The organism is Nonomuraea gerenzanensis (assembly GCF_020215645.1).
GTDB lineage: Bacteria > Actinomycetota > Actinomycetes > Streptosporangiales > Streptosporangiaceae > Nonomuraea > Nonomuraea gerenzanensis.
The window spans coordinates 4,124,557-4,139,689 of sequence record NZ_CP084058.1; the positions used below are offsets into that span (position 1 = coordinate 4,124,557).

Below are 15,133 nucleotides of genomic sequence, written 5' to 3' on the forward strand. Positions count from 1 at the left end.
CTCCTCGCGCACGGTCACCCTACCGTGACGAGGCGTCCCCGTCCCGGTTCGATACCGGGGGCTACGGCGGGCTTGTCAGAGGTACAGGCCGGTCGACTCGTCGCCCGGCACCGGGGTGATCTCGCGGCCGGCGCGCAACGCGTACAGCTGCGCCAGCGTCGCCCCCGACGGCCCCACGCCTTGGGACGAGCCCAGCCAGGCGACCGCCTCCTCCTTGCTCAGCGGCCCCACCTCGACCTGGGCCAGGCAGCGGCCGGGCCGGACGACGGCGGGGTGCAGGCGGGTCAGGTCCTCGTTCGTGGTGATCGCCACCAGGACGTCGCGGCCCTGCCCGAGCAGGCCGTCGGTCAGGTTGAGCAGGCGCGAGAGCCCCTGCCCCGCCTGGGCCTTGGCGCCGGAGCTGATCAGCTCGTCGCAGTCTTCGAGCACCAGCAGGCGCCAGCGCTGCGCGTCCTCGTCGGTGTCGTAGCCGACCGCCACCTCCATCAGGTAGCCCGGCTCGTTGAACAGCCGCTCGGGGTCGAGCACGCAGTCGACCTGGCACCACTCGCGCCACTGCTTGGCCAGCGTGCGCAGCAGCGTGGTCTTGCCGGTGCCCGGCTCGCCGTGCAGGAGGATGAGGCGGCCGTTGACGTCGGCCGGGGTGATCGACATGAGCCGGTCGAGCGCCGGCCGGACCTTGGCGGAGTAGTTGGCGCTGATCTCGCCCCACGGCTGCGCCGTGATCGGCTTCTCGGAGCGGGTGCCGCCGTGCATGCCGCGCCACCAGAAGCCCATCTCGACGTGGTCGACGTCGGGCACGGGCTCCTCGGCGCCCTCGATGCTCTCGGCGAGCACGGTCTTGGCCAGGTCCTCGTTGATCGCCGTCACGCTGACCGTCGCGGTGCGGTTGCGGTGCCGGACGATGCGCAGGGTCCAGCCGTCTCCGCTGATCAGCCGCGACTCCGAGCCGTCCTCGACCCGCGCGGTGCGCAGCACGCGACCGCCGGCGGGGGTGAGCGTGGCCTCGGGGCGGACACGCTCCAGATTGGCCAGGCGCGACCACGGCTGGGCACCCGTCGCGAACGGCGACAGCGCCAGCGCGTCGATCACGTCGATGGCCGAGTCGGCGTCGTCGATCCAGATGTTCATCGGGAGCTCAGAGGAGTCGGGGCTGGGGAACGGCACCTCCCTGATCACAGACATACCGTTGATGATCTCCGTCTCTGGGCCGGATGTCGAAGGGTTTTGGCTGGGGATCCGCTGCGTTTCGTCCTCAGCGTACCGGCTGCCGGGGTGCGTCGCCCTGGGCCCGCGCGTCAGCGGTGCGGGTATGTTCCGGGTATATCGGGGCGTGCCGGGCCTTATGGAGGTCCGGGAGGAGCGCTGTCGCCATGCGGAAGCCATGATCGCCCGGTACCGTGTCTTCGGGCCAAATCACTCCTTACTCGGAGGTATCGGGGAAGTGTCGAAGATCACGTTCCGCGAGCGGGCGCGGTACTGGTTCGACAACACCATGTCCAGGGGCACGGCGTCGCTGATCGGCTGGCTCGCTGTCGTGTCGATCGGGCTGATCATGGTCGTGGCGGCACTCACGATCTGGCTCGCCCCAGGGGAGCCGGAAGGTGTCCAGCACGCGGGGGAGGTGCTCTGGATCGCTCTCATGCACGCCCTGACCCCCGGCAAGGTGGCCAGCGACAAGGGCTCCTTGGCGTACATGGCCGTGATGTTCGTCTGCTCGCTCGGCGGCCTGTTCATCGTCAGCATGCTCGTCGGCCTGCTCTCCAACGGCCTCAAGCAGAGGGTGGACCGGCTGCGCAGGGGGCGCTCGCGGATCGTGGAGTCCGGGCACACGGTCGTGCTCGGCTGGTCCGACCAGGTGTTCACGATCGTGGCCGAGCTGGTCAAGGCGCACGCCAGCCAGAAGGGCTCGGTGATCGCCGTCCTGGCGGAACGCGACAAGCTCGAGATGGAGGAGGCCATCCGCGAGCACGTCGGCGACCTCGGCAGGACCCGCGTCGTCTGCCGCACCGGCCGCCCGACCGAGCCGCGCGACCTGGCGCTGATGAACCTGGCGGCGGCCCGCTCCGTCGTCGTGCTCTCGCCCGAGGGCGAGGACCCCGACGCGCACGTGATCAAGATCCTGCTCGCCCTGGCCAAGCGCCGCGGCGCGCACCCGCCGGTGGTCGCCGGCCTCACCTCCAGCCGCAACGCCGCCGCCGCCCGCCTGGCCGGCGGCCCCGACGTGCACCTCGTCGACTCCGACGACACCGCCTCCCGGCTCATCGTGCAGTCCTCGCGCCAGTCCGGCATGTCCGTCGTCTGCATGGACCTGCTGAACTTCGACGGCGGCGAGATCTACCTGCGCACCCCCAAGAAGCTCGTCGGTGTCACCTACGGGGAGGCGCTGCACGCCTACCAGACCGCCTCCGCGATCGGCCTGCGCCGCCCCTCCGGCGTCGTGCTGAACCCGCCCGCCGACACCGTCATCAACGCCGACGACGAGATCATCGTCATCGCCCACGACGACTCCCACGTCCGCCTGGCCGCCGGCAAGCAGGCCATCGACGAGTCCGCCATCGTCACCGCCGGGACTGCGCCCACCGAGCCCGAGCGCACGCTCCTGCTCAATTGGAACGGCCGCGCCGAGCAGATCATCCGCTACCTCGACGGCTACGTGGCCCCCGGCTCGGTCCTGGAGGTCGCCGCCGACCACCCCAAGGCCGGCTCCAACCTGGCGGGCCTGCGCAACCTCACCGTGAACGTCAAGGACTGCGACACCACCGACAGGTTCGCCCTGGAGTCGCTCGGCGTCGGCCTCTTCCAGCACGTCATCGTGCTGTCCGACGACCGCTTCGACCCCCACCACGCCGACACGCGCACGCTCATGACGCTGCTGCAGCTGCGCGACATGCAGAGCACGCTCGGCGAGCACTACTCGATCGTCAGCGAGATGCACGACGAGAACAACCGCGCCCTGGCCGAGGTCACCGAGGCCGACGACATCGTGATCAGCGACACCGTCATCGGCCTGCTCCTGGCCCAGCTCGCTGAGAACCGCCACCTGGCCGACGTGTTCGCCTACCTCTTCGACTCGCGTGGCTCGGAGATCTACCCCCGGCCCGCCGGCGACTACGTCAAGACCGGCACGCGCGTGTCGTTCGCCACCGTCGTGGAGTCGGCGCGGCGCAGGGGCGAGACCGCGATCGGCTACCGCAACGCCACGGCCCGCAACGACCCGCCGCACTACGGCATCGTCCTGAACCCCGACAAGTCCGAGCAGATCGTGCTGGGACGGCGAGACTCGGTGATCGTCCTCGCCGAACGCTGACCGCCGTCGGCCGGGTGGGTTAGCGTTTCCCCGTGAGGACCATCGACTGGGTCGACGGCGCCGTCGAGCTCGTGGACCAGACCCAGCTGCCCGACAAGCTCGTCATGCTGCGCATCCACACCGTCGCCGAGCTGATCGACGCCATCCAGCGGCTCGCCGTGCGCGGCGCGCCCGCACTCGGCGTGGCCGGGGCGCTCGGGGTCGTCCTGGCCGACGGCGACCCCGCGCGGATCGCCGCGCTGCGCGCCGCCCGCCCCACCGCCGTCAACCTCGCCTGGGGCGTCGACCGGGCCGCCGCCCGCCTGTCCCAGGGCCGCGAGGCGGTGCTCGCGGCGGCGCTCAAGGTCCGCGACGACGACATCGCCGCCTGCCGCGCCATGGGCGAACGCGGCGCCGACCTGCTCGAAGGCGACCGGCTGCGGATCATGACCGTGTGCAACACCGGCGGCCTGGCCGCCGTCGAACGCGGCACCGCGCTCGGCGTCGTCCAGACCCTGCACGAGCGCGGGCGCCTGGCCGAGGTGCTCGCCCTGGAGACCCGGCCCCTGCTCCAGGGGGCCAGGCTGACGACCTGGGAGCTCGACAGGATGGGCGCGCCGCACCGGCTCATCGCCGACTCCGCGGGGCCGTACCTGCTGGCCAAGGGCGGCGTGGACGCGGTGCTCATCGGCGCCGACCGCATCGCCGCCAACGGCGACACCGCCAACAAGATCGGCTCGTACGCGCTCGCGCTCGGCGCCGAGCGGGCCGGGGTGCCGTTCGTGGTCGTCGCGCCCGAGTCCACCATCGACCAGGGCACCCCGTCGGGCGACCAGATCGAGATCGAGGACCGGGGCGCCGACGAGATCGTCACCGTCAGGGGCGTGCGGGTGGCGCCGGAGGGCACGCGGGCGCTGAACCCGGCCTTCGACGTGACCCCGCACGACCTGATCAGCGCGATCGTGACCGACCAGCGGGTGATCAGGCCGTAACCCCAAATCCGCGATCCCCAGGACCGGCCCGCGTCCCCCGCGTTACGCTCAGTGGTCCCGGCAGCTACCCTCGGAGATCACCGTGGCCATCGACCTGGTGTTACGGCGTGACTGGAACGCGCGGCCGCCGCGCGGCGACTACACACAGCTCGACTCCACCAAGGGAGTGAAAGTCCACTACACCGGTGGCACCGTCGATCAGGGCATCGTCTCCGACCACGGCGGGTGCGTGGCGCTGGTGCGCTCGATCCAGGGCTACCACATGGACGGCAACGGCTGGGTCGACATCGGCTACTCGTACGTCGCCTGCCCGCACCGCAAGGTGTTCGAGGGACGCGGGCTGCACCACCTGCCCGCCGCCAACGGGGCCGGGCTCAACGCGGGCCACTACGCGGTGCTCGGGCTGGTCGGCAACGCGGGCCTGGTGCAGCCGCCGGACGGGATGCTGCACGGCATCCTCGACGCCGTCCAGTACGTACGCGACCACGGCCGCGCCGGCAAGGAGATCAAGGGCCACCGCGACGGCTACGCCACCGACTGCCCAGGCGCGCCTCTCTACGCCTGGGTCAGGCGCGGCGCCCCCCGTCCGGAAGACGGCGGCAACGGCACTCCGGCGCCGGTCGCGCCGCCGTTCCCCGGGCGGCTGCTGAAGTACCCGCCGGTCATGCGGGGGCAGGACGTGCGCACGTGGCAGGCGCAGATGAGCAGGCGCGGCTTCGAGCTGACCGTGGACGGGGCGTACGGGGCCGGCTCGCGTGAGGTGTGCCGGCGGTTCCAGCGGCAGCAGGGCGTGGCCGACGACGGGATCGTGGGGCCGGTGACCTGGCGGCTGGCTTGGGAGGCGCCGCTCGGCTGAGGTCGTCGGCTTTTCGAGGTGCCGTCCGGGTGCGATCGCGGGCGGGTCACGGGGCGATCCCGGCGGGATCATGGTGGCCGACCCCGGGGTTACTGGCGCGTGGCCGTTCCGCTTACTATCCGAACCATGGAACTGGCAGCGGGGTTCGCGTCCACTTCACGAGACGACTGGCGCGCGCTGGCGGCGGAGGTCCTGCGCAGGTCCGGGATCGAGGGCGGCTCGCCGGAGGAGGCGCTGTCCAGGCTGACCTATGACGGGGTGACCGTCGCGCCGCTCTACGACGCGGGTGACCTGCCGGGTGATCCCGGGCTGCCCGGCGCGGCCCCGTACGTGCGCGGTGCGCGCGCCGTCGCCGGGTGGGACGTGCGGCAGCGGCACGCCGTGGCCGATCCGGAGGCGGTGCTGGCCGATCTGGAGAACGGGGTCACCTCGCTGTGGCTGGTGGTCGGCGACGGCGCGATCCCGGTGGGCGAGCTGGGTGCGGTGCTGAAGGACGTCTACCTCGACCTGGCGCCGATCGTGCTGGAGGCGGGGGAGCGGACGCGCGAGGCCGCCGAGGCCCTCTTCGCCCTCGCCGCCGCCCGCGAGGCCGGGCCGGGCGGGAGTGCGTTGAGCGGCAATCTGGGTGCCTCCGCCGTGCTCGGGGACGACGGAGTCGAGCTGGCGCGGCGCTGCGCCGCCCAGTACCCCGGGCTGCGGGCCGTCACCGTGGACGCGACGCCGTACCACGACGCGGGCGGCAGCGACGCCGAGGAGCTGGCCTGCTCGATCGCCCGGGGTGTCGCCGAGCTGCGGGCGCTCACCGGCGGCGGGCTGACGGTGGAGCAGGCGCTCGGGCAACTGGAGTTCCGGTACGCCGCCACCGCCGACCAGTTCGCCACCATCGCCAAGCTGCGGGCCGCGCGCCGCCTGTGGGCCAGGGTCGCCGAGGCGTGCGGCGCGCCCGGGGCGGGCGGGCAGCGGCAGCACGCCGTCACCAGCTCCGCCATGATGACCTCCCGCGACCCATGGGTGAACATGCTGCGCACCACCGTCGCCTGCTTCGCCGCCGGGGTGGGCGGCGCGCAGGCGGTCACCGTCCAGCCGTTCGACGCGTGTCTCGGGCTGCCGGACGCCTTCTCGCGCCGCATCGCCCGCAACACGCAGGCGCTGCTGCTGGAGGAGTCGGGGCTGGGGCGGGTGATCGATCCGGCGGGCGGCTCCTGGTACGTGGAGCGCCGCACCGCCGACCTGGCCGGCGCCGCGTGGGCGTTCTTCCAGGAGATCGAGGCGGCGGGTGGTGTCATGGCGGCCTCGGAGCAGGTGGCCGCGCGCATCGCCGCGACGCGCGCCCGCCGCGAAGCCGACATCGCGCACCGCCGCCTCCCGATCACCGGGGTGAGCGAGTTCCCCAACGTCGAGGAGAAGCCGCTGCGCAGGCGGACCGATGAGACGGCCGATGAGACGGCCGATGAGACGGCCGATGAGACGGCCGGTGGGACGGCCGGTGGGACGGCCGGTGGGACGGCCGGTGGGACGGCCCGTGAGGCGGGTGGCGCGTTGCCGCGCGTGCGTTACGCCGAGCCGTTCGAGCGCCTGCGCGACCTGGCCGACGCGCAGCCCGAGCGCCCCAAGGTGTTCCTGGCCACGATCGGTCCCCTCGCCGCCCACACCGCCAGGGCCGCCTTCGCCGCGAACCTGTTCCAGGCGGGCGGCCTGGCCACCGAGACGGCCGGCCCCGGCACGGACCCCGAGCAGATCGCGACCGCGTTCGCCGTCAGCGGCGCCACCGTCGCCTGCCTGTGCTCCAGCGACAAGCTGTACGCCCAGCACGCCACCGCCGTCGCCGCCGCCCTGCGCAAGGCGGGCGCGAGAAAGGTCTGGCTGGCGGGGCAGGGACGGTACGAGGGCGTGGACGCCGGCCTGCACGCCGGTTGCGACGCGCTGGCCGTGCTCCGCGAGACGTTCGACGACCTGGAGGTGACCCGATGATCCCGGACTTCTCCGGCATCCCGCTCGACCCCCTGCCCGAGCCGGCGGCACCGGCCCCGCAGCCGCAGGGCGAGCCGTGGGAGACGCCCGAGGGCATCGCGGTCAAGCCGCTCTACACGGCCGCCGACCTGGAGGGGCTCGACTTCCTGGGCACCTACCCCGGCGCCGCGCCCTACCTGCGCGGCCCGTACCCCACGATGTACGTCAACCAGCCCTGGACCATCCGCCAGTACGCGGGCTTCTCCACGGCCGAGGACTCCAACGCCTTCTACCGGCGCAACCTGGCCGCCGGGCAGAAGGGCCTGTCGGTGGCGTTCGACCTGGCCACGCACCGGGGCTACGACTCCGACCACCCGCGCGTGGCCGGTGACGTCGGCATGGCGGGCGTGGCGATCGACTCGATCTACGACATGCGGCAGCTGTTCGACGGCATCCCGCTGGACCGCATGTCGGTGTCGATGACCATGAACGGTGCCGTGCTGCCCGTCCTGGCGCTCTACATCGTGGCGGCCGAGGAGCAGGGCGTCGCGCCGGAGCAGCTCTCGGGGACCATCCAGAACGACATCCTCAAGGAGTTCATGGTCCGCAACACCTACATCTACCCGCCGGCCCCGTCGATGCGCATCATCTCCGACATCTTCGCCTACACCAGCGAGAAGATGCCGAAGTTCAACTCCATCAGCATCTCCGGCTACCACATCCAGGAGGCCGGCGCGACCTGCGACCTGGAGCTGGCCTACACGCTCGCCGACGGCGTCGAGTACCTGCGGGCCGGGGTCGCGGCCGGCATGGACGTCGACCGGTTCGCGCCGCGCCTGTCGTTCTTCTGGTGCATCGGCATGAACTTCTTCATGGAGGTCGCCAAGCTCCGCGCCGCCCGGCTGCTGTGGGCCAAGCTCGTCTCCGGGTTCGGCGCCGGGAACCCGAAGTCGCTGAGCCTGCGTACGCACAGCCAGACCTCCGGCTGGTCACTGACCGCACAGGACGTCTACAACAACGTCGCCCGCACCTGCGTGGAGGCCATGGCCGCCACCCAGGGCCACACGCAGTCGCTGCACACCAACGCCCTGGACGAGGCGCTCGCCCTGCCCACCGACTTCTCCGCGCGCATCGCCCGCAACACCCAGCTCCTCCTCCAGCAGGAGTCGGGCACCACGCAGGTGATCGACCCGTGGGGCGGCTCCTACTACGTCGAGCGGCTCACCCACGACCTCGCCGAGCGGGCCTGGACCCACATCGAGGAGGTCGAGGCCGCCGGCGGCATGGCCAAGGCCATCGAGGCGGGGCTGCCCAAGCTGCGCATCGAGGAGGCCGCCGCGCGCACGCAGGCCCGCATCGACTCCGGCCGCCAGCCGGTGATCGGCGTGAACAAGTACCGCGCGAGCGCCGACGAGGACATCGAGGTGCTGAAGGTCGACAACAGTGCCGTACGCGCCCAGCAGCTCGACAAGCTGGCCCGCCTGCGTGCCGAACGCGACCCCGAGGCCGTCCGGCACGCCCTCGACGCGCTCACCAAGGCCGCCGGCCACCCCGCGCCCGGCCTGGAGCACAACCTGCTCAAGCTGGCCGTGGACGCCGCCCGCGCCAAGGCCACGGTCGGCGAGATCTCCGACGCGCTGGAGCGGGTGTTCGGCCGGCACGCCGAGCAGGTGCGTACCATCACTGGCGTGTACCGGGACGAGTCCGGATCAGCCGGGAACATCGAGCGCGTCCGCGCGGCCTGCGCGGACTTCGAGCGGGCCGAGGGGCGCAGGCCGCGCATCCTGGTGGCCAAGATGGGGCAGGACGGTCACGACCGCGGCCAGAAGGTGATCGCCACCGCCTTCGCCGACCTCGGCTTCGACGTGGACGTCGGCCCGCTGTTCCAGACGCCGGAGGAGGTCGCGAGGCAGGCGGTCGAGGCCGACGTGCACATCGTCGGCGTCTCGTCGCTGGCCGCCGGGCACCTCACGCTGGTGCCCGCGCTGCGGGCGGCCCTGGCCGAGCTGGACGCCGCCGACGTCATGATCGTGGTGGGCGGCGTCATCCCGCCCGGCGATCACGACGAGCTGCGGGCCGCGGGCGCCGCCGCGATCTTCCCGCCGGGGACCGTGATCGCGGACGCCGCCCTCGACCTGCTGCGGCAGCTCGGGAGCCGCCGGCAGTAGGCCGTTCCTCGAACGGCCCGGGGAGCCTCCGTCGGCAGGCGGCTCCCGAACGGCTCGGGGAGCCGTCCTCAGTAGGCGGCGGCCTCGTCGCACATCGTGACCGAGATCGTCCGCTTGGCGGTGACGGGGGCGGTGATGCGCAAGGTGACGGTGTGGGTGCCGCCCGTGCTCGTGAGGGTGCGGGGCGCCGTGAGCTGACGCTGGCCGTTCTCGGTGATCGTCGCCGTCGCCCGGCCCGCGCTGGTGCCGTCGATGAGCCAGGTGTAGGCGAACGTGACCGGGGCGCCGGTGCGGCGTACCAGTGCCTGGAGCGTCACCTCGCCGCCCGCCCAGCACTCGCCGTCCAGGGTGCCGCCGGGGCGGACGTACATCACCCTCAGGCCGTCCGCCGCCGGGGTGCCCGAGACGCCCTGGCCGTCGCCCGGGACCGTGGTGGGCGTGCCCTCCGTCTGGGGGGTCGGCCTGGTCGTACGGGTGCGCTTGGGGGTGGGGGTGGCGGCCGAGGTCGTGGGGGCGCCGCTCGTCACGGCGACGTTCTTGGTCTTGGGAGTGGGGGTGGTGGGGGTGAGCCAGAGGATGGCGGCGGCGAGCGCGCACACGGACACGCCCGCGACGCCCGCGATGGCCACCTTCTTGAGCCGGTTGCCCTTGCGGCGCCTGGGTGCCGGGGGCTCGCCGGGGCTCGTCGCGGGGGGCGCGGCGGCCGCCGGATACTGCGCCGCCGCGCCGCCGTCGAAGGACGCCGGGGTGTGGGACGCCGGGCCGTCGAACGGCTCGGGTGCCTGCGACGGATGCGCGTCCGGCCGGCCCTGCGCGTCCGGCCGGCCCTGCGCGTCCGGCCGGCCCTGCGTGCCCGGCCGGTTCGGCGCGCCGGGGGCGGATGGTTGGTCGACGGGGGAGGAGAGGTCGAACAACGCCTGCAACGGCGAGGTCGCCGGCCCCGCAGCCTCCTGCGCGGCGGCGAGGTCGGCGCGGTGGCGCTCGTGCGCCGCACTCAGGTCGGCGCGGTGGCGCTCGTACGCGGCGGAGTCCGCGTGATGCCGGTCGTATGCGGCGGAGTCCGTGTGGTGGCGGTCGTATGCGGCGGAGTCCGTGTGGTGGCGGTCGTATGCGACGGCGGGGTCGGTGTGCGGGCGGTCGTGCTCGGGCCGCAAGCCGTGCTCGGGCCGCGTGTCCTGGGGCTGAACCGTTCCGTGCGCCGGTGGCTGGTGCTCGGGCAGGGCCGGGCCGCGCCGGCGCAGGGGCTCCATCCGGTCGGCGGCCGGGGGCCTGGCGACGGGGTGGTCGACCGTGTCCTGCCAGGCGTCGTGCGGGTCCGCGTGACGGGCCTCGGCAGGCTCCGGCGTCGGAGCCGCGAACGGCACGGAAGCTTGCGGGGAGAGCGCGGGAGTCTGCGGGGAGAGCGCGGGAGCCTGCGCGGGGGGCGCGGCGGCATGTGTGGAAGGCGCGGAGGCATGCGGGAAGGGCGCGGAAGCCTGCGCGGAGGGCGCGGAGGGCCGGCGGGAGGGGGCGGCCAGGCGGAGCAGGACGTCGCGCATCGCGGGCCGACCGGCAGGGTCCTTGGTCAGGCAGGCCGTCACGACCTCGCGCAGCGGCCGTCCCAGCTCCCCGAGCACCGGCTCCTCACGCAGGATGCGGTTGATCACGGCGGGCAGCGAGTCGTCACCGAACGGCGGCACGCCCGTCGCCGCGAACACCAGCACCGACGCCCACGAGAACACGTCCGCCGCGGCCCCCACGGGCCGCCCGGCGAGCTGCTCCGGCGCCATGTACGCCGGCGTCCCCACGATGTTGCTGGTCGCCTTCATGCCCGAGGACAGCGCCGCGGCGATGCCGAAGTCCACCACCCGCGCCCCGTCGGGCCCGAGCAGGACGTTGGCCGGCGTGAAGTCGCCGTGCACGACCCCGGCCTGGTGGATGGCGTCGAGCGCGGTCGCGGTGGCCACGGCGAGCCGCTGGAGCTCCACCCCGCCGCGCCGGCCCGCCTGCTGCAGCGAGGGCCCGTCCACGTACTCGGACACGATGTACGGCCTGCCGCTGGTCGAGGCGTCGAGCACCTGCGCGAGGCAGAACGGCTCGACCTTGCGCGCCGCGGCGATGTCCTTGACCAGGCGTTCGCCCACGGACAGCCCCTCGCGCAGCACCTTGACGGCGACAGGGGTTCCGTTGCGTGCCTGGCCGAGGTAGACGACACCGTGGCCGCCCGCGCCGAGCCGCCCGACCAGCCGGTAGGGCCCCACCGCTGCCGGGTCGCCCTCGCGGAGGGGTTCGACGTTGGGCATGAGGGGAGTGACTCCTGTGACGGCTGAGACAGAACATCGAGCACCCTACTGGCAAAAGTCAAGACTTGTCAGAAGTTACGCTGATCAACTGCGAAGAAAGGGGTAAGTGGGGTGCACTCGCTGGAGGACTACGCCCGTGGTGTGAGGGCGGGCTCCCGTACCTGGATCGCCCGCGCGATCACGCTGGTCGAGTCGACCAGGCCCGACCACCACGCGCTCGCGCAACGGCTCCTCGTGGAGCTGACCCCGCTGTCCGGGCGGGCCTGCCGGGTCGGCGTGTCGGGGGTGCCGGGTGTGGGCAAGTCCACGTTCATCGACGCGCTGGGCACGCGGCTGACGGCCGCGGGTCACCGGGTCGCCGTGCTGGCCGTGGACCCCTCCTCGACCAGGACGGGCGGCAGCATCCTCGGCGACAAGACCCGCATGGCGCGGCTGGCCACCGACCCGGCCGCGTTCATCCGCCCCTCGCCCACCTCCGGCACGCTCGGCGGCGTGGCCAAGGCCACCAGGGAGGCCATGGTCGTGGTGGAGGCGGCCAACTTCGACGTCGTGCTGGTGGAGACCGTCGGCGTGGGCCAGTCGGAGACCGCGGTGGCCGACATGGTGGACACGTTCCTGCTGCTCACGCTGGCCCGCACCGGCGACCAGCTCCAGGGGATCAAGAAGGGCGTGCTTGAGCTGGCCGACGTCATCGCCGTCAACAAGGCCGACGGCGAGTACGAGCTGCCGGCCAGGAAGGCGGCCCGCGAGCTGGCGGGGGCGCTGCGCCTGCTGCGCTCCGACTCGACCCCGCCACCCGTGCTGACCTGCAGCGGGCTCAGCGGCGACGGGCTGGACGAGCTGTGGCGGCGGGTGCTGGCCCACCAGGACGCGATCGACCTGCCGGCCAGGCGGCGGCGCCAGCAGGTGCGCTGGACGTGGGCGCTGGTCCAGGACCGGCTCCTGGCGGAGTTGCGCGACGACCCGGGGGTCGCGGCGGTCACCGAGGAGGTCGAGCGCGAGGTGCTCGCGGGAGAGCTCACACCGGCCCTCGCGGCAGAAAAAATTCTGTCCGTGTTCAAGCGGCTTTGACCTAGGTTGGGACCCCGTCAAGCCCCATCTGGAAACGGAACAGGTACTCCCCGGGTGGAGATACATCCCCCTGGGTTGAGAAAACCCCCTCTCCCCGGAGGCCGCCGAACCGAGCGGATGCGTGATGCATGTCACGATGTCGCGCAACCGACTGGGGAGGGCTCATATGGGTGCGGAATCGATGCTGCCCGTCAGGGTGACGCAGGCACTTGAGGAGTACGGCCGCCTCCTGGGCGAGCACGGGATCACCTGGGGGGAGCCGGAGATCCCTTACGTGAAGTTCTTCGCCAGGCGCCGGGTGCTGCCGCCCGCGTTGTTCGACCGGTTCTGGCGGCTCGTCATGGAGGCGGTGGCCCAGAGCCACCCGGACGAGCCGCAGGACCAGATGGCCGCCCGGCTGGCCGAGCCCGACTACGACCGCGTGCTGCGCGACACGCTCGACGGCGAGCTGCCGGGTCACCTCGTCGCCGTGCGGATCGAGCCGGAGGGCGTCTCGCTGCAGGGGGCGCCGCGCACGGTCCTGCTGCCCCTGGACCCGCCCACCGCGCCGCCCACCCCGCCGCCCACCGTGCCGCCCGCCGCGCCGCGCACCCAGCCGCCCGCAGGCGATGCGCACCGGGGCGGTGGCAGGTCCGTTAGGCGCTGGAGCGGAAACGCGCCGTTCGTCGTGCTGCCGGGCGGCGCGCACGCCGCGGAGCAGGGCGGGGCCGCCGCACCGCTCGCCGGGGAAGCACTCGCGGGGGAAGCACTCGCGCCCGCCGCGCCGTCCCAGGGCGAAGGACCCGCGCCGTTCCCGGGGGAGGGGCTCATGCCCTCCGTGCCGCTCCCCGGGCGCGGCGAGGAGCGGATCTCGCTGCTCATCGACTCCAGCCGCGACACCCCCTGCCTGGTCAGCGTGGACGAGACGCAGCGCCTGCTCCCCCCGAACGGCGCCTGGCTGGTCGAGGTGGACGAGGACAGCATGATCATCGTCGACGGCGAGCGCGTCCGCCTGGACACGCTGCAGCGCCCCATCCCGTCGGCCGTGCTGCGCCTGGTGGCCGGCGTGCCCTGCCGGTGGAGCGTGGTGGCGGGCGACGGCAGCGGCTGGTTCCCGCCGGACGTCCCGCACCGCTACGACTACCACGGCCGCCCCTACTTCCACGGCGACGACCTGCGCGTCCAGGTGCCCTGCCTGGCCCTGACGATCACCGCCGCCCGCGGCATGGAGCACGACGAGGCCACGACCCGGCTCGTCCCGCGCCCGAGCGGCGAGCACCTGATCGAGCTGACCCCCACACGCCTGTACGACGCCGCCGCCCGCGGCTGGTACGGCGGCGACCTGCACGTGCACCTCAACTGGGCGGGCGACCTGGTGGCCGTGCCCGCCGACGCGGCCGCCGCCCAGCACGGCGAGGACCTGCACGTGCTCAACCTGCTGGCGGGCAACGTCTCCGGCCGGCGCGTCTACGACAGGGAGGCGCTGGAGCACTGGACGGGCCGGGACCTGCCCTGGTCCGACGCCACCCACCTGGCCAGGATGGGCGTGGAGTACCGCAACGACCTGCTCGGCCACATCTACGCCTTCGCGCCCCGCTCGGCCCCCGGCCGCTACCACACCGGCTTCGACGGCGACGCCGACTGGCCGCCCAACGCCGACGGCCTGCGCGAGCTGCGCGGCCTGGGGGCGCTCGTCGGCTACAGCCACCCGTTCCGCACGCCCATCGGCGACGGCGACCCGCCCAAGGGCATCGTCTCGCCCGTCCCCCGCAACTGCGCCGCCCGCGAGCTGGTCGCCGACGCCGCGCTCGGGCTCGTGGACAGCCTGGACGTGCTCACCCACGCCTCGATCCCGGCCACGGCGTCGGTGTACCGGCGGCTGCTCGGCGCTGGCAACCGGCTGGCCGTGACGGCGGGCACGGACGCGATGATCTCCTTCACCCGCTCCGACAACCAGTCGAACCCGCCCGGCTGGGCCCGCGTCTACGCCAAGATCGAGGGCGAGCTGACCGCCAGGTCGTTCGCGACGGCCGTGCGCGCGGGCCGCACGTTCGCCACCACCGGCCCCTGGCTGGAGCTGTCGGTGGACGGCAACGGCCCCGGCCACGTGCTGCACGCCGAGCCCGGGCAGCGGATCAGCGTCACGGCCAGCGCCATCGGCCCCGAGGTGGCCGCCGTGCGGATCCGCACCGCCGAGGGCGTGCGGGCGGGGGCCGAGCGGCTGCCCGCCGCCGGGCGCGACCTGCTGACCGTGACGGCCGAGCTGCGCGTGGACGCGCCCACGTACGTGGTGGCCGAGGTCCTGTGCGACCCGCACCCCCGCACCCTCACCGCGACCGGCTACGCCTTGACCAGCCCCGTGTACGTGGACGTGGACGGCAAGCAGGTCGCCAGGCGGGAGGACGTGCGCTGGTGCCTGGAATGGCTCGACGGGCTGGAGAACCTCATCAGGCAGCACGGCCGCCTGGCCAGCCCCTACCAGTTCGGCGACCACATGTCGCTGCTGCAGCAGGCCAGGGCCGTGTACCACGGACGGCTGAGCTGAC

Annotated in this window: 9 protein-coding genes; 7 read left to right on the forward strand and 2 right to left on the reverse strand. The window is 73.3% G+C overall.

The features are described from left to right. Positions 1 to 75 precede the first annotated feature (75 nt). Positions 76 to 1,185, reverse strand: a complete 1,110-nt coding sequence (locus LCN96_RS19720) for a DUF5925 domain-containing protein (protein WP_225274315.1) — start codon at positions 1,183 to 1,185, stop codon at positions 76 to 78. 259 nt (positions 1,186 to 1,444) lie between these two features. Here LCN96_RS19720 and LCN96_RS19725 point away from each other — a divergent pair, with 259 nt between their 5' ends. The 5 genes from LCN96_RS19725 to scpA all read left to right on the forward strand — a co-directional run bounded on the left by LCN96_RS19725 (position 1,445) and on the right by scpA (position 9,255). After that, positions 1,445 to 3,310 carry a CASTOR/POLLUX-related putative ion channel gene (locus tag LCN96_RS19725; protein ID WP_225274316.1) on the forward strand — a complete coding sequence of 622 codons (1,866 nt, stop codon included), beginning with the start codon at positions 1,445 to 1,447 and terminating at the stop codon, positions 3,308 to 3,310. Positions 3,311 to 3,342: 32 nt separating this feature from the next. Beyond that, positions 3,343 to 4,281 (forward strand): S-methyl-5-thioribose-1-phosphate isomerase, encoded by a 939-nt coding sequence (gene mtnA / locus LCN96_RS19730; protein WP_225274317.1) that lies wholly within the window; start codon positions 3,343 to 3,345, stop codon positions 4,279 to 4,281. Positions 4,282 to 4,363: 82 nt separating this feature from the next. Further along, positions 4,364 to 5,137, forward strand: a complete 774-nt coding sequence (locus tag LCN96_RS19735) for a peptidoglycan recognition protein family protein (RefSeq protein WP_225274318.1) — start codon at positions 4,364 to 4,366, stop codon at positions 5,135 to 5,137. 126 nt (positions 5,138 to 5,263) lie between these two features. Next, entirely contained in the window at positions 5,264 to 7,108 is a 1,845-nt protein-coding gene (locus LCN96_RS19740) for a methylmalonyl-CoA mutase subunit beta (protein WP_225274319.1), read from the forward strand. Continuing rightward, entirely contained in the window at positions 7,105 to 9,255 is a 2,151-nt protein-coding gene (scpA, locus tag LCN96_RS19745) for a methylmalonyl-CoA mutase (protein WP_225274320.1), read from the forward strand. Before LCN96_RS19740 ends, scpA begins: the two co-directional genes overlap by 4 nt. Positions 9,256 to 9,323: 68 nt before the next feature. On the opposite strand, the gene LCN96_RS19750 is transcribed toward scpA, so the two are convergent. Next, positions 9,324 to 11,537: a serine/threonine protein kinase gene (locus LCN96_RS19750; protein ID WP_225274321.1), complete on the reverse strand. Its 2,214-nt coding sequence runs from the start codon at positions 11,535 to 11,537 to the stop codon at positions 9,324 to 9,326. A 111-nt stretch (positions 11,538 to 11,648) separates the two neighbouring features. On the opposite strand from LCN96_RS19750, the gene meaB reads away from it, so the two are divergent. Both meaB and LCN96_RS19760 read left to right on the forward strand, forming a co-directional pair. Next, on the forward strand, positions 11,649 to 12,608 hold the full coding sequence (meaB, locus tag LCN96_RS19755) for a methylmalonyl Co-A mutase-associated GTPase MeaB (protein ID WP_225274322.1): 960 nt from the start codon (positions 11,649 to 11,651) through the stop codon (positions 12,606 to 12,608). Positions 12,609 to 12,774: 166 nt separating this feature from the next. Continuing rightward, the gene (locus LCN96_RS19760) at positions 12,775 to 15,132 is read left to right on the forward strand and encodes a CehA/McbA family metallohydrolase (protein WP_225274323.1); all 2,358 of its coding nucleotides are present in this window, start codon (positions 12,775 to 12,777) and stop codon (positions 15,130 to 15,132) included. The last annotated feature ends 1 nt before the right edge of the window (position 15,133 follow it).